19 protein-coding genes are annotated in these 25,878 nt (G+C 54.1%); 13 read left to right on the plus strand and 6 right to left on the minus strand.

Going from position 1 to position 25,878, the window contains the following annotated elements:
* Nucleotides 1–18: 18 nt before the first annotated feature.
* Nucleotides 19–2,448 (plus strand): type I DNA topoisomerase, encoded by a 2,430-nt coding sequence (gene topA, locus FHS90_RS12985; RefSeq protein ID WP_182513366.1) that lies wholly within the window; start codon nucleotides 19–21, stop codon nucleotides 2,446–2,448.
* Between the two features lie 180 nt (nucleotides 2,449–2,628).
* Nucleotides 2,629–3,318: an SIR2 family NAD-dependent protein deacylase gene (locus FHS90_RS12990; RefSeq protein WP_182513367.1), complete on the plus strand. Its 690-nt coding sequence runs from the start codon at nucleotides 2,629–2,631 to the stop codon at nucleotides 3,316–3,318.
* 74 nt (nucleotides 3,319–3,392) lie between these two features.
* Here the strand turns inward: FHS90_RS12990 and FHS90_RS12995 are convergent, their stop codons facing one another.
* On the minus strand, nucleotides 3,393–4,469 hold the full coding sequence (locus FHS90_RS12995; protein ID WP_182513368.1) for an o-succinylbenzoate synthase: 1,077 nt from the start codon (nucleotides 4,467–4,469) through the stop codon (nucleotides 3,393–3,395).
* Between the two features lie 77 nt (nucleotides 4,470–4,546).
* Between FHS90_RS12995 and egtB the strand changes: the two genes are divergently transcribed.
* The gene (gene egtB, locus FHS90_RS13000; RefSeq protein ID WP_182513369.1) at nucleotides 4,547–5,842 is read left to right on the plus strand and encodes an ergothioneine biosynthesis protein EgtB; all 1,296 of its coding nucleotides are present in this window, start codon (nucleotides 4,547–4,549) and stop codon (nucleotides 5,840–5,842) included.
* A gap of 14 nt (nucleotides 5,843–5,856) precedes the next feature.
* A complete protein-coding gene (gene egtD / locus FHS90_RS13005) occupies nucleotides 5,857–6,867 on the plus strand; it encodes an L-histidine N(alpha)-methyltransferase (protein ID WP_182513370.1) in 1,011 nt (336 codons plus the stop codon).
* Between the two features lie 966 nt (nucleotides 6,868–7,833).
* Here the strand turns inward: egtD and FHS90_RS13010 are convergent.
* Together FHS90_RS13010 and FHS90_RS13015 are read right to left on the minus strand one after the other, a co-directional pair.
* Entirely contained in the window at nucleotides 7,834–8,751 is a 918-nt protein-coding gene (locus tag FHS90_RS13010; protein WP_182513371.1) for a DUF58 domain-containing protein, read from the minus strand.
* A complete protein-coding gene (locus tag FHS90_RS13015; RefSeq protein ID WP_066836331.1) occupies nucleotides 8,732–9,169 on the minus strand; it encodes a septal ring lytic transglycosylase RlpA family protein in 438 nt (145 codons plus the stop codon). Before FHS90_RS13015 ends, FHS90_RS13010 begins: the two co-directional genes overlap by 20 nt.
* A 107-nt stretch (nucleotides 9,170–9,276) precedes the next feature.
* On the opposite strand from FHS90_RS13015, the gene FHS90_RS13020 reads away from it, so the two are divergent.
* From FHS90_RS13020 to FHS90_RS13035, 4 genes are all read left to right on the plus strand, one after another.
* On the plus strand, nucleotides 9,277–9,609 hold the full coding sequence (locus tag FHS90_RS13020) for a DUF3276 family protein (RefSeq protein WP_066836373.1): 333 nt from the start codon (nucleotides 9,277–9,279) through the stop codon (nucleotides 9,607–9,609).
* Nucleotides 9,610–9,949: 340 nt separating this feature from the next.
* Nucleotides 9,950–11,047 carry a redox-regulated ATPase YchF gene (gene ychF / locus FHS90_RS13025; protein WP_066836327.1) on the plus strand — a complete coding sequence of 366 codons (1,098 nt, stop codon included), beginning with the start codon at nucleotides 9,950–9,952 and terminating at the stop codon, nucleotides 11,045–11,047.
* Between the two features lie 292 nt (nucleotides 11,048–11,339).
* A complete protein-coding gene (locus FHS90_RS13030; protein ID WP_074987987.1) occupies nucleotides 11,340–12,815 on the plus strand; it encodes an OmpA family protein in 1,476 nt (491 codons plus the stop codon).
* A 536-nt stretch (nucleotides 12,816–13,351) separates the two neighbouring features.
* Nucleotides 13,352–13,876, plus strand: a complete 525-nt coding sequence (locus FHS90_RS13035) for a DinB family protein (protein WP_182513372.1) — start codon at nucleotides 13,352–13,354, stop codon at nucleotides 13,874–13,876.
* A gap of 252 nt (nucleotides 13,877–14,128) precedes the next feature.
* Here the strand turns inward: FHS90_RS13035 and FHS90_RS13040 are convergent, their stop codons facing one another.
* A complete protein-coding gene (locus FHS90_RS13040) occupies nucleotides 14,129–16,267 on the minus strand; it encodes a dipeptidyl-peptidase 3 family protein (RefSeq protein ID WP_246387002.1) in 2,139 nt (712 codons plus the stop codon).
* Nucleotides 16,268–16,628: 361 nt separating this feature from the next.
* On the opposite strand from FHS90_RS13040, the gene FHS90_RS13045 reads away from it, so the two are divergent.
* The 4 genes from FHS90_RS13045 to FHS90_RS13060 all read left to right on the plus strand — a co-directional run bounded on the left by FHS90_RS13045 (nucleotide 16,629) and on the right by FHS90_RS13060 (nucleotide 21,373).
* Entirely contained in the window at nucleotides 16,629–17,099 is a 471-nt protein-coding gene (locus tag FHS90_RS13045; RefSeq protein ID WP_182513373.1) for an Mpo1 family 2-hydroxy fatty acid dioxygenase, read from the plus strand.
* A 159-nt stretch (nucleotides 17,100–17,258) separates the two neighbouring features.
* Nucleotides 17,259–17,636, plus strand: coding sequence for a hypothetical protein (locus FHS90_RS13050; protein WP_182513374.1), 378 nt, complete (start codon nucleotides 17,259–17,261; stop codon nucleotides 17,634–17,636).
* A gap of 98 nt (nucleotides 17,637–17,734) precedes the next feature.
* Nucleotides 17,735–20,032: a TonB-dependent receptor gene (locus FHS90_RS13055; protein ID WP_220483061.1), complete on the plus strand. Its 2,298-nt coding sequence runs from the start codon at nucleotides 17,735–17,737 to the stop codon at nucleotides 20,030–20,032.
* 90 nt (nucleotides 20,033–20,122) lie between these two features.
* On the plus strand, nucleotides 20,123–21,373 hold the full coding sequence (locus FHS90_RS13060) for an exo-alpha-sialidase (RefSeq protein ID WP_182513375.1): 1,251 nt from the start codon (nucleotides 20,123–20,125) through the stop codon (nucleotides 21,371–21,373).
* A gap of 66 nt (nucleotides 21,374–21,439) precedes the next feature.
* On the opposite strand, the gene FHS90_RS13065 is transcribed toward FHS90_RS13060, so the two are convergent.
* A complete protein-coding gene (locus FHS90_RS13065) occupies nucleotides 21,440–23,977 on the minus strand; it encodes an ABC transporter permease (RefSeq protein WP_343049705.1) in 2,538 nt (845 codons plus the stop codon).
* 187 nt (nucleotides 23,978–24,164) lie between these two features.
* Complete coding sequence (locus FHS90_RS13070; protein WP_066829856.1) at nucleotides 24,165–24,851, minus strand: ABC transporter ATP-binding protein; 687 nt, start codon at nucleotides 24,849–24,851, stop codon at nucleotides 24,165–24,167.
* 287 nt (nucleotides 24,852–25,138) lie between these two features.
* Here FHS90_RS13070 and FHS90_RS13075 point away from each other — a divergent pair, with 287 nt between their 5' ends.
* Nucleotides 25,139–25,687, plus strand: coding sequence for a GDSL-type esterase/lipase family protein (locus FHS90_RS13075; protein ID WP_082893382.1), 549 nt, complete (start codon nucleotides 25,139–25,141; stop codon nucleotides 25,685–25,687).
* Nucleotides 25,688–25,878 lie beyond the last annotated feature (191 nt).

Here is a 25,878-nt window from a genome sequence, read left to right on the forward strand (position 1 = left end):
GCCCGCCTCTTTTCCTGTATGATAAAAAACTTAGTTATTGTGGAGTCGCCGGCCAAGGCCAAGACCATTGAAGGCTATCTAGGCAAGGATTTTATTGTAAAATCCAGCTTCGGACACGTGCGCGACCTCCCCAAAGATAACAACGCAATTGATATTCAAAACGGATTCAAGCCAACTTATGTCATAAACTCTGACAAAAAAGAGGTCATCTCCCAACTTAAGAAATTGGCCAAAGAGGCAGAGGTGGTCTGGCTCGCCTCTGATGAGGACCGCGAGGGGGAGGCCATTTCCTGGCATCTGGCCGAGGCCCTGAACCTGAACGAGGCCAAAACCCGCCGCATTGTGTTCAGGGAGATCACCAAGAATGCCATTTTAAACGCCATTGAGAACCCGCGCACCATTGATGTGAACCTGGTGAACGCCCAGCAGGCACGGCGCGTGCTGGACCGTCTGGTGGGGTTTGAGCTGTCACCGGTGCTCTGGAAGAAAATCAAAACCGGCCTTTCCGCCGGCCGTGTACAGTCAGTGGCGGTACGCCTGGTGGTAGAGCGGGAGCGGGAAATTGAGAGCCACAAAGCGGAGTCGGCCTTTAAGGTGGTGGCGCAGTTTGACGCCGGTGGCAAGAGACTGGAGGCAGAGTTGAACACCCGCTTCAAAACCCGTGAAGAGGCAGAGGATTTCCTCAGGCGCTGCATTGGCGCGGCCTTCACCATTGAGAGCCTGGAGAAAAAACCAACCAAGCGCACCCCTGCCCCGCCCTTCACCACCTCCACCCTGCAGCAGGAGGCCAGCCGCAAACTTTACTTCTCTGTTGCCCAGACCATGACCGTGGCGCAGCGCCTGTATGAGGCCGGTAAGATCTCCTACATGCGTACAGACTCGGTGAACCTGTCTCAGGATGCCATGACGGCGGCTGCCGCCGAAATTGCCCGCAGTTTTGGGGACAACTACGTGAAGACCCGCCAGTACAAGACCAAATCAAAGCAGGCGCAGGAGGCCCACGAATCTATCAGGCCCACTGACTTTGCCGCCACCCACGTGAGTGATGACCGCAATGAGCAGCGCCTCTATGACCTGATCAGGAAACGCGCCATTGCCTCGCAGATGGCAGACGCCGAGATAGAGAAAACTACCGCCACCATCAGCATTAGCGGCCAGCCAGAGAGACTCATCGCCACCGGCGAAGTGGTGCGCTTTGAAGGTTTCCTGAAAGTGTACTCAGAGTCTACAGATGACGAGGAACTGGCCGATGATGATGTGAAAGGCATGTTGCCTCCGCTCTCAGAAGGCCAGGCGCTGCAACTGCAGCGCCTGCAGGCCACCCAGCGCTTCAGCCGCCCAGCCCCGCGCTTCACAGAGGCGAGCCTGGTGAAAAAACTGGAGGAAATGGGCATTGGGCGCCCGTCTACGTACGCGCCTACCATCTCTACCATTCAAAAACGCGGCTACGTGGAAAAAGACAATAGAGAAGGGAAAGAGCGGCCTTACCAGGTACTTACTCTGGAGAAAGACCAGATCACGGCGCAGCAGAAAACAGAGATGGCCGGGGCCGAAAAAGCCAAGCTGTTCCCCACTGACATTGCCATGGTGGTCACTGATTTTCTGGTCTCCCATTTTGAAAGTGTGATTGACTATTCCTTCACCGCCAGGGTAGAAGAAGAATTTGATGAGATAGCCAGCGGTAAGAAGCAGTGGGACAAAATGATTGACACCTTCTACTCAAGTTTTCATAAAACCATTGAAAGCAGTGCTCACGTTGAAAGGTCTACCGTAAGCGGGGCCCGCGAACTAGGCGTTGACCCGGTCTCTGGCATGAAAGTGATTGCCAAGCTGGGGCGCTTTGGGCCGTATGTGCAGCTAGGGGAAGAGGTAGAGGGCACAGATGCCAAACCGGCCTATGCCAGCCTGCGCAAGGGACAGTTCCTGGAGTCTATCACCTTAGAGCAAGCCTTGGAATTATTCAAGTTGCCGCGCGTGGTAGGTGAGTTCGAAGGCAAGGACATGAAAGCCGCCATTGGCCGGTTTGGCCCCTACATTCAGCACAACAGCAAGTTCTACTCGCTGCCCAAAGACCTGGACCCGCTGCTGGTGACAGAGCAGGAAGCCGTAGCCCTTATTGAGGCCAAACGCAAGGCAGATGCCGAGAAGCTGATCAAATCATTCCCGGAGAACCCGGACGTGCAAGTGCTGAATGGCCGTTTTGGGCCTTACATTGTGGTGGGCAAGAAGAACGTGAAAATCCCCAAGGGGCAAGAGCCGGCAGAACTGACGCTGGAGCAGTGTCTGGACTTGGCAGAGAAGACGCCAGACAAACCCGCGCGGGGAGGTTTCAAGAAGAAAGCGGCCACGGCAGACACCCCAGCCGCCGCCAAGAAAGCCCCGGCCAAAAAAGCAGCCGCCAAGAAAGGAACCACCACCAAGCCTGCCACTAAAAAGAAGTCAAGCTAAAGGCTAAAGGCGGCGCATAATCTTTGTCACTCCGTTTTTGGCCTGTTTTTCTAAAAACAGGCCAAAAACGGAGTTTCTGTTTCCAGACTTCTGAATCTTTTAGAAAGGGAATAAGTAAACGGGAATGTGGTAACCCCTACTAAACCCAAGACACCCTTACCTCTTCATTTACTTAGTGTTATGCGGCAGAAAGTTGTAGTACTCACCGGGGCAGGAATTAGTGCTGAAAGCGGTTTGGCCACTTTCAGAGATGCCAACGGTCTCTGGGAAGGCCATGATGTCATGGCTGTAGCCTCGCCGGAAGGGTGGCGCAGGAATCCTGAACTGGTACTGGAGTTTTACAACCAGCGGCGCAAGAGCGCGCAGGGGGTGGAGCCAAATGCAGGACACAGGGCGCTGGTGGACCTGGAGCAGAAGTATGACGTGCGTATCATCACCCAAAATGTAGATGACCTGCATGAACGCGCGGGTTCCTCCCACATTCTGCACCTGCACGGCAAGCTCTTTGAAAGCCGGAGCACCTATGATGAATCTTTGGTTTACCCCATGACGGGTTGGGAACTGAACCTGGGGGACTTATGCGAGAAAGGATATCAGCTGCGACCCAATATTGTCTGGTTCGGCGAAGCCGTGCCCATGATGGAACAGGCCATTGAAGAAGCCTTAACGGCAGATTATTTTCTGGTCATTGGCACCAGCCTGCAAGTGTACCCGGCTGCCGGGCTCTTGTCTTACGCCCCGCATGACACCCCTGTTTACCTGGTTGACCCGCACACCCCTGCTCTGAGCCACCGCCGTAATGTGACTATAATCCAGGAGAAGGCAACGGTGGGCGTGCCGCAACTGGTCAAAGCGCTGCTGGAAAAATAACCGTTTCTCCCCCTCCGTTTCAGCAGTTCCTGTTTTCGGGCTGTTTTCAGAAAAACAGCCCGAAAACAGGATGTTTAGGTTGGCAGCTCCCAGCTCTGCTCCGGGTTGTACCACAGCTCCTCGCCTCTTACCTGCAGCGGTGACGCCAGGTTGTTGTGGTATAACTGCCCGGTACCCAAGCCCTGCGGAAGCGGGTTGTGGAACTCGGCGGCAAACTGGGCAATGGCGTTCAGGCCAATGTTAGACTCAAGTGCTGAGGTGAGCCACCAGGCTATACCCAATGACTCGGCCACCTGAATCCAGCTCCGGGAAGAGGAAAGCCCGCCGGTTAAAGTTGGCTTTAAAATCACATAGGCTGGACGAATGAAATCCAGCAACTTCCATTTCTGCTCGGTTCCCTGTACGCCTATTAACTCCTCATCAAGGGCTATAGGGATGGGCGACACACCACATAGGAGCTGCATGGCCTCAAGTTGCCCCTGCCTGATGGGCTGCTCAATAGAATGAATGTCAAACAAAGCCAGCTCCCTGAGTTTCTCCTCCGCTTCCTGCACCGTAAACGCGCCGTTGGCATCTAGCCGCAGCTCCAGTTGGTCGGCACCCGCCACTTTCCTGATTTCCCTGAGGATCTTGATTTCCTGCACAAAGTCAAGCCCGCCAATTTTCAATTTGAGGCACGTAAAACCCTGTTCCAGCTTCTTCTCAATCTGTTCCCGCATAAAGGCAGCCTCTCCCATCCAGACCAGTCCGTTCATCTTAATCCCGCTTTCCCCTCTGGTGAAGCTTGACTTGTAGAGCACTTTGTTGCCCCCCCTCAGAAAATCAACCCAGGCGGTTTCCCAGGCGAATAAAATAGAGGGGAAGTCCTGCAGCTTCAGCCAAAAATATTCGCCTTCCTCCTCTTGCCCCCGCTTGAGTTCCAGGGAGTTGTACTCCCGGCACAGTTCCTGCAGCACCTGGTAGAAGTCTGGGCGGTAATCAAGGCTCAGCCCGGGCAGCGGCGAGCACTCCCCCCACCCCTGCACCTGCGGGTTGTCTGTATGGTGAATGCGAATATAGTGGGCATGGTGCTCCCGCATGGCCCCTCTGGAGGTGCGGGCATCAAACTTGAACAGGAGTTTCCTGAAAAACGGAGTGACAACTATGGGCATGGCACGAGTAAGAGAAAGTAAAATTATAACCTTTTTACGGGATCTAAGTTTAGGAAGGAACAATCCGTAGAAACCACATGCAGCACGCCCTGAATACCCAGCCGGAGCTGTACCTGGCCCGTTACCGGGCGGTACGGCGGCAAACCGAAAAACTCTGCGCGCCCCTCACCCCAGAAGACACCGTGATGCAGCCCATGGTAGACGTGAGCCCGCCAAAGTGGCACCTGGGGCACACAACCTGGTTTTTTGAGATGTTTATCCTGCAGCCCCACGTTAGCGGCTACAAGCACTTCCACCCGCAGTACGCATTTCTGTTTAACTCGTACTACAACAGCATGGGCAGCCGCATTGCGCGCTCAGACCGGGGCACCCTTTCCAGACCTCCGCTGCAAGACATTTACGCGTACCGCCAACATGTGGACCAGTACATGGAAAAAGTCCTGGCAGACACCCTGCTTCAGGAGAAGCCGGAACTAGCCGCCGTGCTGGAACTGGGCCTGCAGCATGAGCAACAGCACCAGGAGCTGCTGGTGACAGACATCAAGTACATTCTGAGTTGCAACCCGCTGCTGCCCGCTTACCTGCCCAGCCCGGCAACGGCTGTTTTGGGCCTGTTTTCTGAAAAACAGCCCCAAAACAGATGGCTCCCCGTGCCAGAAGGCCTTTACACCGTTGGGCACCGGGGCCAGGGCTTCTGCTTTGACAATGAGCTACAGGCGCATCAGGTGTTTATACCTGCCTTTGAGGCCCAGGCTGCCCCGGTGACCAACGGTGAATACCTGCGTTTCATGCAAGACGGCGGCTACGCTGATTTCAGGCACTGGCTGGAAGAGGGCTGGCAACTGGTGCAGGCCCAGCAGTGGCAGGCGCCCCTTTATTGGCTGCAGCAGGAGGATCAATGGTTCCAGTTTACCCTGCACGGGCTGCAGCCGCTTGACCTGGCAGCACCGGTCACCCATGTCTGCTTCTATGAGGCCCTGGCCTATGCCAACTGGTCAGGGCACCGGCTGTTGACTGAGTTTGAATGGGAGGCACTGTCGCAGAAATACCCTAACCCCTTGGCAACCGGCAACTTTGTGGAGAGTGAGCGGTACCAGCCGGTGCCAGCCGTGTTTCCCGCAGAACAACCCTATGCCGCCCAGTTGCTGGGCAACACCTGGGAATGGACTTACAGCAGCTACCTGCCCTACCCTCACTTTGAAACCGCCCCCGGTGCTATTGGCGAGTACAACGGTAAGTTCATGATCAACCAGATGGTGCTCAGAGGCGGCTCCTGCGCTACTCCGCAAAACCATATCAGGCCCACGTATCGTAACTTCTTTCATGCAGACAAACGCTGGCAGTTCACCGGCATCAGGCTGGCCAAAAGATAAACCTACATTTGAATATGACCCCAAAGGCTACCACCTCTTTACAGCAGTTCATCAACCTGTTGCCAACCAATGACCAAAAAGACAGCGGGCTGGCCCAGGATGTTGCCCAGGGGTTAAGCCAGTTCCCCAAAAAACTCTCCTCAAAGTTCTTCTATGATGCCAGGGGCAGCCAGCTGTTCCAGCAAATCATGGAGCTGCCAGAGTACTACCTCACTGAACTGGAGCACGAGATTCTGGACAAACAGCGCAAAGAGATCCTCTTTGCCTTTGGCACCCAGGAGCCGTTCCAGCTGGTGGACCTTGGTGCCGGAGATGCGCTTAAAACCAAACTTTTGATCAAGGAACTGGTCTCCCAGCAAACTGATTTCAATTTTGTGCCGCTGGATATTTCGCCCCGGCAGGTTGAACACTTGCTGGAAGAACTGCAGGCAACCTATCCTACTTTGAAAGTCACCGGCCTGGCCGCCGAGTATGTGCAGGGCCTGCAATGGCTTAACGAGCAGAGTCCAGCCCGCAAACTGTTGTTGTTCCTGGGCTCCAACATCGGGAATTTTGCCCCCGGAGAAGCCCAGCAGTTTCTCTGCGAACTGCGCCGAAAACTCTCCCCCCAGGACCGCGTGCTTGTAGGGGTTGATTTGCGCAAGGACCCGGAGAAGATTAGGCGGGCCTATGATGATGCCGCCGGTGTCACCTCTGCCTTCAACCTGAACCTGCTGCACCGCATTAACCAGGAGCTTTCGGCAGATTTTGCCCTGGAGCAGTTCCAGCACTTTGCTGAGTATGACCCCGTAGAAGGCGCTATGCGCAGCTTTCTCATCAGCAAGCAGCCGCAGGAGGTACACGTGCAAGCCCTTCAGCAAACTTTCTCCTTTGAGGCCTGGGAAGCCATTCACACTGAAAACTCCTACAAATACTCCCTCAGGCAGATCCACGAGATGGCCGCCGCCTGCCAGTATGAAGTAGAAGACTATTTCACAGACACCACCCACGGCTTCGCCGATATCCTGCTCAAACCCTTACCGTAAGGGTTGTTTTATCACTATTTAAGGGAAAAGCTAAGAAAGGGATATTCTAATGCAGAATCAGGAGTGGTCTATTCCTTTTATATAAAGAAGATGTTTAGAGTTTTTGAAACTGGCAGCCAAAAGCTGCCGGGTACGGTTTTTCACTAGCCATTGGTTTCTGTTTTCAGGCTGTTTTCTGAAAAACAGCCCGAAAACAGAAACTTGAATCATTGCCAAACCATTTCTATCAAAACACTAAACAGCTTTACTATATGTAAGGCACGTCAGTAGCTTCCGCACTATTGCAGCAGTTCTATGCAAAAGTAAGGTAAGGCTTTGCTTCATGGCTGTTCCAAACTGCCGCCAAGGAGGTATGCCCAAGTTTCAGGCGTGACAGATCACCAACAACAGCAAGACCAGTAAAAAGGCACTAGCTGCAAGCTCGCGCCAGCGGGAGTCCAAGAATTGAAGCACGAATTGATCACCACGGCGTACTATCGCTGCCCGGCAGCGAGGGTAGTCAGAGACTCCCCGTCATCATCAGGCACGAGTCTGGAGACTCGCGCCAGCAGCGGGCAGCGGTGCCTGTAGCAGCCGCAATAGCAACCATCTGCAGCCTCGAGCAATCAGCAGCAAACACTTCTGCCCATGACTGATGTGCGCAGCACGGGTTCGCCACAGGCTAGCGGATCAGCAACGGTTACCTGCAGAGGCAGACATGACTGCACAAGCTGTTCAGGGAAGGAACAGAGACCAGTCGTGGGGATGAGCGCCTCTGGTTCTTGGTGCTGCTTTAGCAGCAAAACCGAAGGTTTAGAGAAGCAGCAGTGCGAATCGCCAGGACGGGGCCCCGCGGCCGTGAGCGCATAGCGGAAACCATGAAACAGAAAAGTGATGTCGCACCGGAGCAAACGGCAAAGCCAGGGGATCAGACAAGCTTCACCAAAAGCTACCTGAATATTCAAGAACAACTCACAGAACCCCAGATCACCTTACCTTCTGCCTCTTCACCAAATACGCCTGCAGCACCTTCTCAATAGGATCCCGCAGGTCAACCGACACCAGATCAATCCGGTACTGCCCGCACCGCAGCTTCAGTTCGTTCTTAAACTGCCGCATAGCCGCCACGTAGGTTTCCCGCAGCTCGGCCGGCTGTACCTTCACTTTCTCCCCGTTCTCCAGACCAATAAAGGTAAAGGGGCGGTCAGGGAACTGGAATTCCTCTTCGGTCTCGGCGTGGGTGAAATGGAAAAGCAAGACTTCGTGCTGCTGGTGGCGCAGGTGCTGGAGCGCCAGAAAAATCTCATCCAGCTGCTCATATTGGCTTAGCAGGTCACTGAACAAAATCACCAGCGAACGCTTGGGCAGCTGCTGCGCCACATGGTGCAGCATGGCGGCCACTTTGGTTTCCTTCTGCGGGGGGGCCGACTTCTGCAGCTGTTGCTGCAAATGCAGGAGCAGCGTATGCAGGTGGGCCCCGGTTGATTTAATGGGGGTCTGCAACTCAATGACATCAGAGAAGGTGGTGAGGCCTACCGCATCGCGCTGTTTTTGCAGCAGGGTGGCCAGCGCCGCCGCACTCAGCACGGCGTAGGCAAGTTTGCCGTAGTTGGCGGTGGGGTAATACATGGACCCGGAGACATCCAGCAGCAGCTGGCACCGCAGGTTGGTTTCCTCCTCATACCGCTTCACAAAGAGCTTATCTGTGCGGGCAAAGACTTTCCAGTCCATGTGGCGGGTGCTCTCGCCGGAGTTGTAAAGGCGGTGCTCTGAGAATTCAACGGAAAACCCGTGGTACGGCGACTTGTGCAATCCGGTAATAAACCCCTCTACCAGCCGCTTGGCCAGAAACTCCAGGTTCTTCAGGTGCCGTACACTGTCTAGGTCAACCGTTATTCTGCTCATGCTGTTTCTTTTCTTTCTTCTGTAACGCCAGTGCCTCCTGTTTACTTATACGGGTAAGCCGCACCTGCCCCATTCCCTTCCCATAAATCTTCAGCTCTTTGGCCGCCACGGTAGAAACGTCAATGATAAACCGTGATTTACGGCTCATGCGGTCATTGATCCTGACCACCACACTCCGGCCATTCTGCAGATTTTGCACCCGTACATACGAGTGCAAAGGCAGCGTGGCATGGGCGGCAGTGTAAGATTTTGGGTTGTACGGCTCCCCGGTAGTAGTCTTTTTTCCATTAAATGAAGAAGCGTAATACGTCGCTTTTCCCTTTTGCGGCGTAACGCCCGCTGCTGAAAAATACGGCAAGAAGCAGAGAATGAGCAGGATAATGCGGTTTATCACGGCAAGGAGCCCCTCTTGGAACATTAGTACATTCGAATTTAACTATTAAAATTAATCTTAAAAATTTTTAGATATGAAACAGTTCTTTTAAATTGGCTACCTCAAATACTTTAGGAACCCTTCAAGTTATGGTGGAAGAGAACAACGACAAAGCAGAAATCTACTCGCAAAGAGTAAGAGCAGGAAAGCGCACCTATTTCTTTGATGTGAAGTCAACCCGCTCCAATGATTATTATCTGACTATCACAGAGAGCAAGAGAAAGTTCAAGGATGACAACTACTCTTACGAAAAGCACAAGATTTTCCTGTACAAAGAAGACTTTGCCAAGTTCATGGAAGCGCTGCAGGATACCGTTAACCACGTGAAAGGCGAATTGTTATCTGAAGAGGCACTGGCTGAACTGGAACGTCTGGAGCATGCTGAAACAGAAGCCGCTGTGGATGAAGAACTGAAGTGGGAATAGTCCCGCTTTCAATTCTCCCCAAGCTCATGCCTCGCGTGAGCTTTTTTTATGCCTTCCCGGTTCCTGTTTCCGGGCTGTTTTTGCTAAAACAGGCAGAAACCGCTGCATCCCCTCTTTTCTGTTTTTGACCTGTTTTTCTGAAAACAACCCCAAAACGCCTCTGCCCTGTGCGGTATGGGGCTTTTCTCCCAGACCGGAGCAAAACCAGATCCTTTCTTCCGGCCAACGCTCATTCAAAAGGGATTGCGTATATTTGCGGCCGTTTCAGGCGGTGCCCTGCTCAGCGCAGGGAGCCGCCCAACACAGAATTTTCACCTGAACTTATACCAACCTTATTTATATGGGACTTCGTTGCGGAATAGTGGGTTTACCAAACGTGGGCAAATCTACGCTGTTCAATGCTTTGTCAAACGCCAAGGCAGAATCTGCCAATTACCCTTTCTGTACCATTGAGCCCAACGTGGGCGTGATCACCGTGCCAGATGAGCGCCTCCAGATCCTGGAGGAACTGGTGCACCCGGAGCGGGTACTACCCACCGTCATGGAGTTTGTTGACATTGCCGGTCTGGTGAAAGGCGCCAGCAAGGGCGAAGGCCTGGGCAACAAGTTTTTGGCTAACATCAGAGAAGTAGACGCCATCATTCACGTGGTGCGGTGCTTTGATGACCCTAACATTGTGCACGTGGCCGGCGGCGTAGACCCCGTGTTTGACAAAGATGTGATTGACACCGAGCTGCAGCTGAAAGACCTGGAGTCTATTGACAAAAAAATTGCCAAGGTGGAGCGTACCGCCAAGTCTGGAGACGCCAAGGCGAAGAAAGAGTTTGCCTCGCTGCAACGGTTCAAGCAGCACCTGGAAAGCGGCAAAAACGCCCGCTCCCTTGATTACTCAGAAGAAGACCTGGAATCTGTAGAAGATCTGCAGCTGCTCACCATTAAACCGGTGATCTATGTAGCCAACGTAGATGAGGAGTCTATCCTGACCGGCAACAAATTCTTAGACGCCCTGCAAGCGCACGTGAAAGAGGAGAACGCCGAGGTGGTGGTGATCTCTGCCGCCATTGAGGCCCAGATTGCTGATTTCACAGATGCCGAGGAGAAAGAGTTGTTCCTGGGAGAGTACGGCTTAACAGAATCTGGGCTGAACCGCCTGATCAAAGCCTCTTACGCCCTGCTGGACCTGATCACCTACTTCACCGCCGGGGTAAAGGAAGTACGCGCCTGGACCATTAGAAAAGGCTGGAAGGCGCCGCAGGCGGCCGGGGTGATTCACACAGACTTTGAGAAAGGCTTTATCAGGGCTGAGGTAATCAAATTGAAAGACTATCAGGAGTATAAAACCGAGGCTAAAATCAAAGAGGCTGGCAAAATGGCCCTGGAAGGCAAAGAGTACGTGGTGCAAGACGGCGACATTATGCACTTCAGGTTTAACGTCTAAGACCTAAGTATAGCAATTGTTATATAACATAATACAAAGGAGAGCCCAAACGCTCTCCTTTTTTTATAAATATTCATAAATAATCTGTCTAGGGCCACTCAAGGCAAAACTTGGTATTTGGCCTGTAAAAAACCTTCTACCAGCAAATCAGGCCCTTCTTTTATAAATTTTAACTAGTTCACCTTCTGCCATTTACACGCCCTTGCATTTTATTTTTTCAGTGAAAAGGCAACATTTTATTCTAAAACATGTAAATATGGGCATTACACTATATTCCAATTACTTTAAAACTATGAAGAAATCATTACTTAAGGCATCCATGGTAGGCGCGTTCCTGCTGTCTATGGGTGCCACCCCTGAAACTTTCGCACAGTCTGCTGATAGGCCCTGGGGACTCTCTCTATACGCGAATGCCATTCAGGCACGTACCAACCTACGTAATGACATCTGGGACATGAGTAACTCAACCTGGGGCGGCGGCCTTGGGATCAACCGTTACCTGTCTCCTTCTTTTGATGTCGCTTTACAGTTGAACTACTTCAACATGAAGCAGGAAGGAATGTACAACTTCAACGGCACCAACGGCATGTCCCGTTTTGACGATGAAGTGGGAACCGCCAACCTGGGCTTAAAACTCAAGTTGAACAACGGTAAGATCCTGAATGAGAACGCCTTTATTCAGCCTTACCTGTTGGCCAGCGTAGGTGCCCAGTATGCCAGTGTAGAAGCCTACTACCCTACCGGCTCCACCCCAGCCTCTTATGATGAGGGCATCCTGCGCATGAACTATGCCGCCGGGGCTGGTATCAACTTCAAAATCTCAGACAACTTCAAAATCTTTGCCCAATCTACCTTCAACTATCCATCTACAGATTTGCTGGACGGGATCAAGGTGCAGGGTACTGACGAGTTGAACGACCGCTACCTGCAGCACCAGTTTGGGGTTTCCTTCGGTTTAGGGAAAGCCAAAGACACAGACGGTGACGGCGTTTCTGACAGAAGAGACGAATGCCCAGACACCCCTGCCGGTGTACAGGTTGATAAAAAAGGATGTCCGTTAGACGGTGACGGTGACGGTGTTCCAGATTATCAGGATCAGTGCCCAACCGAAGCCGGTACTGCTGCCCTGCAAGGCTGCCCAGACAGAGACGGTGACGGTATCAGAGACTCAGAAGACGAGTGTCCAGACCAGGCCGGTACTGCCGCAACCAGAGGTTGCCCAGATGCAGACGGTGACGGCGTAGCCGATAAAAACGACCAGTGCCCAGGCACCCCAGCCGGTACTCAGGTAGATGCCAACGGTTGCCCAGTGGTACTTGACAAAGACGGAGACGGTGTGAATGATGACGTTGACCGTTGCCCAGACGTAGCCGGTTCTGCCGCTAACATGGGTTGCCCAGGCCTAGACGCCGCTGACAGCACCTACATGGCCCGTGTTCCTAAGATTGAGTTCGAATTCAACAGAGCAGTACTGAAGAAAACTTCATACCCAACTCTTGACAGAATCTCAACCATGTTGAACAAGTATCCGCACTACAACCTGCGTATCTCTGGCCACGCTGACCACATTGGTTCTAACGAGTACAACCAGGAGCTTTCTGTACGCCGTGCCGAAGCTGCCAAGTCTTACTTCACAGACACCAAAGGCATCAGCTCTGACCGTGTGATCACAGAAGGGTTTGGTGAGGAAAGACCAGTGGCACCAAACACCACCAACGCCGGCCGTGCCAGAAACCGCCGCGCTGAGTTCCGTCTCTTCATCCAATAAGTGAATAGACTGCGTTAAGAAACAGAAATGCCCCGCCGGTTGGTGGGGCATTTCTGTTTTATACCCCTTTGTGCCTGGCTTTGCCTTCCGGGAACTTGATGCAAATTAAACCGTTTAACCAGGCTGCTGTTTTAGGGCTCCTTTTGCAAAAACAGCCCGAAAACGGAAATATTGTGCCTAGGCGCTGGGGTACAGAGAACTGCTCCTGGCGTTTGTCATGGAAGAATAGATAGGGGTTTCTCTCGGCTGGTGTATGACCTGCTAAGCGTTGAGCCAAGGCAAACTACCTACTTGTCTCTCAAATGAACCTGCCGTTGAATTAAGTTAGTGAGGAGTACTTGCTGTTGCCGTTCGCCTCCTTTTGCTCCCCGCAGGACCAATAAATGTACCTATAGCTCAACAAGTTACTATACATTGGTGCTCTGCCAGCTAAAAGGCTAATCTTTTAAAGATGAAGACAAAACAGCGGTTATTCTATCTTTGCTCAGATTGCCCTCTTTTGGTTGAGGTCACATCACACATAAACTTACGTTACTATGGCTAAAGTAAAGGCCCCGGAAGTATGGCTGCGCGGTCCGGTGGCGAATATCCCGCTGCTGCTGCAGCCAGTAGCGCATGCCCTTCTGCAGGCCAAAGAAGAACTGGAGGAATACCTGCAGGAATTTTCTGATGACCTGCTGTGGCAGAGACCTGCCGGGGTGGCTTCGGTTGGTTTTCACTTACAGCACCTGTGCGGAGTGTTAGACCGGCTTTTGACGTACGCCCGCGGTGAAGGCCTGCAACAGGAACAGTTGCATTACCTTTCACAGGAAGGCATTCCTCCCCAGCAAAAGGTCACTGTTCAGGAGTTGTTGGGGGCGTTTAACCTGCAGGTTGACTTAACGTTGGCCCAACTTACCCAAACGCCGGAACCGGAGCTAACCCAACCTAGAGGGGTAGGCAGGGTACAGCTGCCGTCTACGGTGCTGGGGTTGCTTTTCCATGCCGCCGAACATACCCAGCGCCATGTGGGCCAACTGCTGGTAACGGTGAAAATCCTGCAGGAGAGAGCTGCCGGTTAACAGACGGAAGTACCTGTTCGCTTTTTTCCGGGAGGCAAACGGCTTTGGTGAGAATCTGCCCCCGCGCTTTTATCCGCATCACACGGTTTAGCAAGGTAAAAAAAACGTTGGCAGAACCCTATTCTGGCCCTCACCGCTAACAGATACAGACATGCTGTACATCCTGTTGCCCTATAAAAACAAGAAGCGCCTGAAAAATCAGGCGCTTCTTGTTTTTAAGCTGTTTTCAGAAAAACAGCCCGAAAACAGAAATTAGTTATAGTTGGGCAGCAGGTTGTACACTTCGCCGTACTCCAGCATCTGCTGGGTAAAGTTGGCAGGGTACGTAATCAACACATCTACTACTTTGCCGTCTTTTACCACCGGTGAAAGCTTGGGTTGGATGAAGCCGGCATACGGGGCAATATTCAGTTTGCTGTAGCGCTGCAATACCTCTTTGTGCAGGGCAGGGTCTACTTTCACGCCGTAGGTTTCCACCAGGTTCTTGGCGGCGTTGTAATCCCCTTCAGAGGTAATGCGCTGGGTTTCCCGCAGCAGCTGCCCAAAGAGGGTGCGCAGCTTCTGGTAATCATTGATTCTGAAATACGTTTTGCCGTCACGGGTCACTTTCTCAATCACCTTGTCTTTCTGGCCTTTCTCGTACACCCAGCCCGCCACCATCTGGCGGTTGCGCATGTGGGCTTCCTCCAGGTGCTCCCCGGGGGCCAGGCGCGAGAGCTGGGTCATCAACCCGTTTCTGATGTAGCCATCATATTCGGCCTTGCCGGCTTCTAAAGAAGGCATGACCCCAATCTGCACCAACTTGGGGTCCATTACATAATAAAGCGCCACTAAGTCAGCCCGCCCCTCTTCTATGGTACTGGCGTAGCTTTTCAAAGTTTCTTTGGGCGTGCCTACGCCAGGGTTGATCTGGCCAGAGGCGTGGCCAATCACCTCGTGCATGTCAGTGTGCAGGTCACTGGCCAGGGAGCCATACTTCTTGGCGCGGTCAATCTCTTCCGGCGAGAACGCAAACTCAGAAAGGGCGCTTCCGCCGGTGTTGGCAGACTCATTGTACGCGTGCACAATATTGCCCAGGTTCACTGACTTGGAACCGTGCTCTTTCCTGATCCAGTTGGCGTTGGGCAGGTTGATGCCAATGGGCGTAGACGGGGCGGCATCACCGGCCTCTACCACGGTGGTAATCACTTTGGCGGTAATGCCTACCACGTTCTTCTTCTTGTGCTGGGGCAGCAGCGGCGAATTGTCTTCAAACCACTGCGCCTGATCCCCAATGGCTTTGATGCGCTTGGTGGCCTCTTCGTCTCTGAAAGAGACCACTGACTCATATGCAGCCTTGATGCCCAGCGGGTCACCGTACACCTCAATGAAGCCGTTGACCACATCTGTCTTGGAATTCACATCATTCACCCAGGCAATGTTGTACTCATCAAACACTTTCAGATCACCGGTGCGGTAGTACTGGGCCAGTTTCTGCAGGGCCAGACGCTGCTGGTCGTTCTCGGCCACCGGAATCGCCTTCTCCAGCCAGAACACAATGCGTTTGATGGCGGCGTCATACATGCCGCCCACTTTCCAGACTTTCTCCACCAGCTGGCCGTTTTCTTTGACTACTTTGGAGTTGAGCCCGTGGGAAACCGGGGTGAGGTCTTTCTTATTCGACTTCTTCGCGTAAAAATCCTCTACCTCCTTCTGGGTTACGCCCTCATAGTAATTGTTGGCCGAAGTGGCGATCAAGTCCTGCCCCGCCGCCTGGTTCACGCGCTTGGGCGCAATAGTGGGGTCAAAGAGAAGGGGGGTTATCCAGTTGATAAAGGCCTCTACGCTTTCACCCGGCTGCAGCGGAAGCTGCCGGGCTGGCACTTTTTTGATAGACTCAGCCAGAAAGGCCTGGCTGAACTCAGGCACCAGCTTATTGGTGGAGTAATGGTGGTGGATGCCGTTAGAGAACCAGACGCGCTTGGTGTACTCCATCAGCTTTTCCCAGTCTGGCGACGTGGAGCGGTCTCTTTTGTTCGCCACAAGGGCGTCTAAGGTGCGGCGTATGCGCAGGTTGTGCTTATAGTTCTGGTCATAGATGATGTCACGGCCAGAGAGAGCGGCTTCATAGAGGTAATAGAGCAGCTCCTTCTGCTGCGTGGTGAGCTCCTCAAAGCCCGGCACGCGGTACCGCAGAATCCGGAGGTCGGCGAACTGGTCTGCCACGTAGGTAAACTCGCCCTCGGTGACTTGCGGGGGTGAAGACTGGGTGACAGAGACCATTTCCTTCGCCTGCACCGCTGAAGCGGTGGCAGAGGCGGTACTGGTACTGGAAGTGGTATTTTTGGCACAGCCCCCCACCAGCAGTGATGCCAGTAAAAAAGCTGAGGCTGCAGAACGTTGGTGCTTCATTCTATTGGGTTAATTGATAAGATCTTAAAAATAGCTAATATGTGTTAGTCTGGCAAAAACCAGTCCAACCTGCCCCAGGCATAAAACCTGTTTTCGGCCTGTTTTCAGAAAAACGGGCCAAAAACGCCCAAACCTACGCCCTGTGAGTAGCGCATCTCTGTGGTTGAGACACGGGGTACTGCTGCCTTCGCCAAAAACTGCCATACGTTTGATTTTAGTCCAGATTACCAGAATGGCTTGAGCAACTTCTACCAGAGCTGAGGGTATAAGTTCCTTTGGAAGTCTCTTCTAGTTGTAACTCAGCGGGATGTGGGGCTTTCCTTCTTCTGCCAGATTGGTTACATTGGTCCTAAAAAAAGCCATGGCCGCCCTTCACCAGTTGCTAAACGAATACGCCGAGAGCCACCGCAACGGCACGAACAAAACCATTCACTGGATCTGTGTACCCGCCATCATGATCAGCCTGGAGGGGTTGATCTGGTCTATTCCGGTACCGGCTTTCTTCCTGGAGCTGCCCTTTCTGCTTAACTGGGGCATTCTGTTTGTGCTGGCGGCCATGGTCTACTACCTACTCCTCTCTCCGCGGCTGGCGGCGGGCATGGTTCTGGTGAGCGCATTCTTTCTCTGGGTGGTTTACCAGCTGGACAGGGTGCCTTCCGTCCCGCTCTGGGCTATCTGCCTGCTGATTTTTATTGGGGCCTGGGTGGGGCAGTTCATTGGGCACAAGATAGAAGGCAAGAAACCCTCCTTTCTCAAAGACCTGCAGTTCCTGCTCATTGGCCCGGTGTGGTTGCTGAGTTTTATCTACCAAAGGCTGGGCATTCCCTATTAGCCACTTCTGTTTTAGGGCTGTTTTCTCTAAAACAGCCCTAAAACAGAAAATTCAGTCTCGTTCATAGCCTAAGAAACTTTCTGACTTTGAAACAAAAACTTTACAAATCCTTTAAGCTAGTTACAGGTTGCCTGGCTACCTTTGCCCCGCCTTTAGAACGTGAAAAGAACAGTAACCATATTACTCCTGGTGGTGATGCTGACCCAAGCATTCAGCAGGCTTTTCATTTTGTTAGAGTACCAGGCCAACAAAGACTTCATCACTAAGTTTCTCTGCCTTAACCGGGAAAAGCCCCAACTGCAATGTAATGGGAAGTGCTACCTGATGAAGAAACTCAGGAAGGCGGAGCAGACCGAGAACACCTCTAACCAGAAGCGTCAGAAACAGAAGCAGGAAATCACCTTGTTCTACCAGTCACTGGCCTCCTACCCCCCGGCGTTCGCCCATAAAGGTTCAGCCGTGCCCCTGGCTTTTTTAGAAGGCAAACCCAGCGGGTCTTTGCAGGCTATCTTTCACCCGCCCCAGACGGCAGTTTAGAAGTAAATGCCACCAGGTGAACCCTGGTGGGCCTGGCTGTGCCTCCCACTTTTGGGGCACGGCAGATTTTCTATTTCTATTCCTGTCAATCCAGTTCTATGCAAAGATATTTTGCTTGCCTCATGCTCTGCATGACGCTGGCCCGCTATGCCCATGCCCAACACACGGTGCAGGGGCGGGTGATAAACGCCTATACCAAAGAAGCCTTAGTGGGTGCCACGGTGCAAAGCCAACCCAGCGCGCTGGCTACCAGCACAGACCAGGCAGGACGGTTCACGCTGTCTGCCAGCCAACCGCAGGAGACGTTGGCGGTCTCGTACCTGGGATATTTTTCCCAGCAACTTCCCGTGCAGGGGCAACCGCTGGTAGTGGCCCTGGTGCCCGCTGCCAGCCAGATCAACCAGGTGGTGGTCTCTGCCAGCCGGGAAGCACAAAGCCGCACAGAGGCGCCGGTGGCCATCAGCAGCATCTCCGCCCAGGTATTGCATGACACCAAAGCCACCACGCTGGACCAGGTCCTGAACAAAGTGAGCGGCGTGTACATGGTGAACCTGGGAAATGAGCAGCATACCATGGCAATAAGGCAGCCCATTGGCTACAAAAGCCTCTTTCTGTATCTGGAAGACGGCATTCCCATTCGCGCCTCCGGCGATTTTAACCATAACGCCCTCATTGAGATCAATCAGGCGGCCCTTAAGAACATTGAAGTGATCAGAGGCCCCGCTTCTTCTCTGTACGGGAGCGAGGCCATTGGCGGAGCCGTGAATTTTATTACCCTGGCCCCATCGCCCGTTCTGTCTGCCAAGGTACAGCTGGAAGCCAGCAACCAGGGCTACCGCCGCACAGACTTTAGCGTGAGCAACACCTTGGGCAAAGTGGGGGTGTACGCCGGCGGCTACTACGCGGCGCAGCGGGACGGCCTCATCAGCCACAGTGATTTTGACAAGCTGGCCTTCACCCTCAGAACCGACTACCAGATATCGGACCGCAGCAAGCTCACCACCTCTGCCACGTGGGTGGATTATACAACCGACCAGACGGGCGGCCTGGACAGTACCCGTTTCTTCAAGAAGGAATACAGCAGCCCGCACACGTTCACCTACCGCCAGGTGGAGGCGCTGCGCATAAGGAGCACGTTGGCGCATAGCTGGGATGCCCAAAACCAAACGCAGGCCACTTTGTTCTTCCGGCAGAATGCCATTGGGCAGAATCCGTTTTACGCCATTGCCAATGTCTCTGGGAACCCGCGCAAGGCAAAAGGGGAAATCAATGAAGACGCGTTCACCAGCTACGGCATTATTGCCCAGCACAGAAAACAGGTTTCCTTTCTCAACGCCAGCCTCATAGCAGGAATAAGCGCTGATTACAGCCCGGCCACCTACACCGCCCGGTTCCTGGACATTGACCGCAGCGAAGACGGCACCTATACCGGCTATACCGCCAAAGATTCACTCCTGACGCATTATGCAGTAGACCTGCTGAACACCGCCGTCTACACCCAGGCAGAGATCTCACCGGTAGAGCGCCTGAAACTGGTGGCGGCGCTCAGGTATGACCGGCTGGACTATGCCTTTGACAATTACCTGCCGCCTTCTTCTTTCACCGGGGCGCCAGACAAAACCGATGGATATCATCAGTTCTCGCCCAAGCTGGGGCTGACGTATGACTTTGGGAAAAGCAACGGACTTTATGCCAACTACAGCGTAGGCTTTGCCCCGCCGCAGATCACTGAACTGTACCGGGGCGTGCAAGCACCTACCCTGCAACCTTCTGATTACAGAAGCTATGAGCTGGGCGGCTGGTGGAGCTTCTGGCAGCAGAAAGCCTATCTGGACCTGAGCGTGTACCAGATGGACGGGACCAATGAAATCATCTCTGTGCGGCTGGCAGACGGCACCTACCTAAATCAGAATGCCGGGCGCACCCGCCACCGGGGCTTGGAATTCACCTGGCAGGCCTCCCTGGTAGAGGCGTTAACGCTCAGGGTAGGCGGCACCTACGCCCGGCACTGGTTCCGGCATTTTGTAGAGCGCGGCCAGGACTACTCCGGCCATGAAATGGCTACCGCCCCCAGGTACATTGGCAATACAGAAATTACGTACAAGCCTCTTTTCCTGCCCGGTCTGCGGCTGAGCGCCGAATGGCAGCGCGTGGGCCGGTACTACATGGATCCTGCCAATTCTGAGACGTACCAAGGCTACCACCTCTTCCATGCCAGAATGGGGTACGCTTTTCACGGGGTGGAAGCCTGGGTGAACGTAATCAACCTCACCCATGAGCTTTACGCCACCACCGTTGACAAATTCGCCTATGGCAAAAGCTACCGCCAGGGCGTACCCAGAACCTTCACGGTTGGGCTGGGCTATCAGTTCACGGCCAAAGGCAAGCAGCTCTAAAACACATCCCTTTTTTCTGTTTTCGGCCTGTTTTTGGAAAAACAGGCCGAAAACAGCCTTTACCATGCACTTTATCCCATTCAGAATAACATGAAACCAATTTATAACTATCAACTTGTCCTGTTACTTTTTCTCGCCCTGCTGGGGGTGGGTTGCCAGCAGAAGCCGGCCCAGGAGGAACAAGCCGGCCCGAAGAGGATTTCCCTGAACCACCTGAAAGCCTCCAGCCCCTACCTCACCAAAGACCACAAGGGTAACCCGGTGCTTTGCTGGGTGCAGGCGCAGGATACAGCCGGCCATTATCTTTTGTACTACGCCCGCTCCACTGACCAAGGCCACACCTTTGCCCCACCCCAGGCAATTCCCACCTCGGCCGGGGTGTATCCGCATGACGAAAACTTGTCTAAACTGGTCTTCAAAGCCAACGGGGACATCTTAGCGGTCTTTGCCGTTCAGAACCCGAGTAACCAAAACAGCTACGCCGGCCTGGTGAGGTACACCCAGTCATTTGACAGCGGAAAAACCTGGACCCCCGCCCGGCAACTGGCGCAGGACGCCGAGAACAGCATAGATGAACGCTACTTTGACCTAGCCCTTTTGCCTTCCGGCGAAGTGGCCGCCATCTGGCTGGATTCCCGCAAGAACACGGCCAAAGAAGGCTCCAGCCTCTACTTCTCCTCCACCAGCGGCCGGCAGGGCTTTACCTATGAGAAAGTGATTGACCGGCAACTCTGCCAGTGCTGCCGCACAGATTTGTTTGTAGACGGTAGAGGCCACCTGCATGCCGCTTACCGCGCCATCTTGAATGACAGCATCCGGGACATGATGCACCTGGTGTCAACAGACAACGGGCAGACTTTTCAACCCCGCGAGCGCATTAGTGTAGACAACTGGGTCATCAACGGCTGTCCGCATACCGGGCCCACGCTGGCCTGGACCAGGAGCGGGCTGCATGCCGCATGGTACACCATGGGCGGCGGAAGCGGGGTTTTCTACACCCACAAACCCCAGGCGGGTGCCTTTGCGCCGCGGGAGGCGGTAAGTACGCTCGCCTCAGCCAAACACCCGCAGCTAGTGAGTTTTGGAAACGAACAGCTGGCCCTGGTTTGGGATGAGCAGGTGCCCCAGGCAAAACCGTTCCGGGCCCGCATTGGGCTACAGGTGAGAGACGCAATGGGGGCGCCTGTGCTGCAGTCTTTTCTTACGGCAGACACCGTCAGTGCCAGTTATCCGGTGGTGGTGGGGGTGGGTGACTCTCACCTGCTGGTGGCCTACACCCAGAAACAGGGAGGGGCCAGCGAGGTGTGGTATCAAAGGCTAGAGGGGAAAGGGAAAAAATAATTACGTTGCGTTTTCGGCCTGGTTTCTGAAAAACAGGCCGAAAACGAAAGGGGGGCCAAGCCTTTCTTATGCCTCTGCCCGCAGAACCTCCAGCGGCGACCGGTTCACTACTCCCCGGCTGTTAAACAGGCCAATCACCACCGTTAACGTAGAGATGAGCCCAAAAAGCACCAGCACCGGCAACAGCTGCGGCGAGAATTCGGTTTCAAAGCTGAATCTGGCCAAGGCCCAACTCCCGGCCAGCGACAGGACAATGCCCGTACCGGCGGCCAGGGCCCCTAAGAAAAAGTACTCTAACGCGGTAATGGCGTAAATCTGTTTCCGGCTGGCACCCATGGTGCGCAGTAACACGCTTTCGCGCATGCGCTGGTATTTGCTGATGAGCACTGAGGAAATAAGCACCACCACGCCGGTCATAATACTGAACGCCCCCATAAACCGGATCACAAAACCTATTTTCTCCAACAGCTCGTCCATGACACTTAAAATCAGCTCCAGGTCAATGATGGAAATGTTGGGGAACTGCCGCACCACCTTCTGCTGAAACGCCGCCGAGGCCTGGGCCGTGGGCACTCTGGTGATCAAGACATGGAACTGCGGCGCCTCTTCCAGCACCCCGGTGGGGAAAACCACCAGAAAGTTGGTCTGGATGCGGTTCCAGTCTACCTTGCGCAGGCTGCCCACCACGGTGGGAATCAGGGCCCCCTGCACGTTGAAGATGATGGTATCCCCCACCTCAACTTTCAGGCGCTCTGCATAACTCTGGTCCAGTGACACAAAAACGGTATCATCAGGGGCGGCTACTTTCCCGCGCCAGGTGCCCTGGGTGATTTTTTCTGAGCTGGTGAGGCTGTCTCTGAACGTGACCCGCATCTCCCGCTGGAAGGCTCTGATGGAGACCTCTAACGTAGTGTCTGCTAACACTTTTTCGGCCGTAAGGCCATTGATTTCCTCAACCCGCATGGTCACAATGGGTACCTGCTGGATCACAGGCAGCCCCTGCGCCCTGGTGAGCCGCGTCACCGCTTCGCGCTGGGCCGGCTGAATGTCAAACAGCACCATGTTGGGCTGGTTCTCACTGGCAGACAAGGTGATGCGGTTCAGGAGAATGGACTGCACAAAATAAAGCGTGCAGATAAAGGCCGTGCCCAGGCCAATGGAAATGATCAGGATCAGGGTCTGGTTGTTAGGCCGGAATAGGTTGGACAGCCCCTGCCGCCAGAGGTAGCTCCAGGAGGTGGGGAAAAACCGGCGCACCAGCCACATCAACGTCCACGCAATACCCACCAGCACCAGAAACGCCACCAGCACACCCAGGGTGAAGTAGAAAGAGTCTTTCAGCTGCCGCGTCTGCAGGTAGGTAAACCCAAAGATGAACAGCAGAATAAGGGCGTACACCAGCCACTTGAGCGGGTCTTTGAGCAGACTGGTGTTTTCATAAGAGAGCCGGAGCGTGTTGAGCGGCGATATGTTTCTGATACTCACCAGCGGCAACAGAGCAAACAGCAGGGAAATGACCAGCCCAATGAGCACGCCCTGCCCTACCGCCAGCCAGGAGACCGCCACCGTCACCTCTACCGGCAGCAGGTCTTGCAGCACCTGCGGCAACAGCAACTGCACGGCCGTGCCGAGCGCAGCCCCCAGCACAGACCCCACCAAGCCTATGCCCAGGATCTGGATCACGTAGATCAGGAACGCCTGCCGCCCGCTCACGCCCATGCACCGCAAAATGGCAATAGAGGGCAACTTTTCCCGCATGTACACATGAATGGCGCTGGCCACGCCAATGCTCCCCAGCAACAGGGCTATAAACCCCACCAGGGCCAGAAAGCTGGTGAGGTCTTCAAACGAGCGGCCCAGGTTTTCGCGCTCAGAGTCGGCGGTCTCCAGGTTGACCAGCTCCTTCTCCAGGCGGGGCTCCAGTTTGTTGGCCAGGGCTTTTAAATCTACCTCCCGGTTGTATTTATAGTAGTACCGGTAATTGATGCGGCTCCCTTTCTGGTCCAGGCCGGTCTGGGCCAGAAACCGCAGCGGCACATACACGGCCGGGGCCACGGTGGCTGAAATCCCGGTCTGCCCAGGGGCTTTGTTCAAGATCCCGGCAATCTCAAATGACAGATTCCCCACCCAGAGGGTGTCTCCCACCTTGGCCCCGAACTGGAGCATAACCGTCTTGTCTACCAGCGCCTGCTGGCCATTTTGAAAGGAGGTGCCTGCCTCAGCGGGAGTGGTTTCCAGCTTTCCGTAATACGGATAGCCGCCTTGCAGCGCCCTTACCTGCACCAGGCGGGTGCCCTGGCTTCTGGGGAAGAACACCATAGAGGCGAAACTTCGCTCCTCTGACCGCAGATCACCCAGTGAGTCAAGCAACGGCTGCAGTTCAGGGCTTACCGGACGGTTGCTGGAAATGGTGACGTCTGCCCCAATCAGGCTCATGGCCTGCTGGTCAATGTCGCGCCGCAGGTTATGGCCAAAGGAAAAGATGGCCACCAGCGCAGCTATGCCCAGAATGATGCTGGAGATGAACAGGAAAAGCCGGGAACGGTTTCGGCGGCTGTCGCGCCAGGCCATTTTCACCAGCCACGGTAGGTTCAGGTTGTTCAAAATGGTTTTGGTTGAGGGTTGGAGGGTACAAGTCTCTTTGGTGATTTCTTTCTGTTTTGGGGCTGTTTTTCAGAAAACAGCCCCAAAACAGAAAGAGGAAGCAGGAAGGTGGTGGCTCCCATAGTGCTGGCTACTGCCTTGCCGGTGTTCCTACAGAGTCTATAGAAAACTGGCAGGCGGAACATTGCTACACGCCTGTGCGCTCATCTGACACCAGCTTTCCGCCTTTCACCCGCAGTATACGCTGGGTTTTAGAGGCCAGCTCCAGGTCATGGGTCACCAGCACCAGGGTGGTTCCGGCGTCCTGGTTCAGGCGGAACAGGAGGTTCACCACTTTCTCACTAGTTTCGGCATCCAGATTGCCCGTGGGTTCATCTGCGAACAGGATCTTAGGTTTGTTGGAGAAAGCCCGCGCCAGCGATACCCGCTGCTGCTCCCCCCCTGACAGCTGCGCCGGATAATGGTGCGCCCGGCTGGCCAGGCCTACTTTGTCCAACAGTTCCAGCGCCTGCGGCTGCACGTTCTTCTCACCCCGCAGTTCTAACGGTACCATCACATTTTCCAGGGCCGTGAGCGTGGGCAGCAGCTGGAAGTTCTGGAAGATAAACCCCACGTGCTGGTTGCGCACCTGGGCGCGCGCATCTTCGCTCAGCTCGTCCAGCCGGATGCCGTTCAACGCCACCGCCCCTGCGCTGGAGCGGTCAAGGCCGGCGCAGAGCCCCAGCAGGGTGGTCTTGCCGCTGCCAGACGGCCCCACAATGGCCACCGTTGAGCCCGCGTCAATGGAAAAGTTGATGTTCTCTAATACCGTAAGGGTGCGCTCTGCACTTTGGTAGGTCTTGCTCAGGTTTTGGATCTGCAGAATGGTGTTCACGCGTTCTTGGTTGGAAATGAAACCTCTGGCTCTTTGACGGGCAGAGGAAAGTGCCGTAAAATACGAAACAATGGCGGTACCGCCAGTTAAACCTTAAACGTACCAATTAAGTTATTAAGTACTTTCTTTGTAACCCAACCCTACCCATGATCTCTATGTATAACCGTTGTTTGTTCCTCTTTTGGCTGGTGGTCCCCTTTTTGTACGGCTGCTCTGACAAGGGCGCCTCTGACAGGAGCTCCAGCCCGGCAACGCAAACCGCCCAGAAACCCACTGCTCCGCAAAAGATGAAGAACATATTATTTTTCGGCAACAGCCTCACCGCCGGGTACGGGCTCAGCCCCTCAGAGTCTTTCCCGGCCCTGATCCAGAAGAAGATTGACTCGCTGCAGCTACCGTACAAGGCCATCAATGCCGGCCTGAGTGGGGAAACCTCAGCGGGAGGCAAGAACAGGATTGACTGGTTGCTGCGGCAGCCGGTGGATGTGTTTGTGCTGGAACTGGGGGCCAACGACGGCCTGCGCGGCATTCCGCCCGCCGAGACCAAAAAGAACCTGCAGGCCATTGTTGACAAAGTGAAAGCCAAATACCCCCAAGCCAAGTTGGTCATGGCGGGCATGGAAGTCCCATCCAGCATGGGTGGCCGCTACGCCAGCGAATTTAGGGTGATCTTTAGACAGCTGGCTACTGAGAACAACATGGCCCTGGTCCCTTTCCTGCTGGAAGGCGTGGGCGGGGAACGCCACCTCAACCAACAGGACGGTGTGCACCCTACCGCCGCCGGCCAAAAGATTCTGGCCGAAAACGTTTGGGCGGTCTTGAAAGACGTGCTGTAGTCTGTTTCCAGCATTTCCAGATGAGGCTTCCGTTTTGGGGCTGTTTTTCAGAAAACAGCCCCAAAACGGAAGCCTCTTTCTATGTGGTGACGGTTTGTTAGAAAGACGAATAAAGCGTATGTTTAACTACGGAGATAGGTGTGATACACATAGTAGGTGCGGTTATTGGGGAGTTGGCGGTAACTTTTATT

The sequence above is a fragment of the Rufibacter ruber genome, assembly GCF_014138425.1.
Lineage (GTDB): Bacteria > Bacteroidota > Bacteroidia > Cytophagales > Hymenobacteraceae > Nibribacter > Nibribacter ruber_C.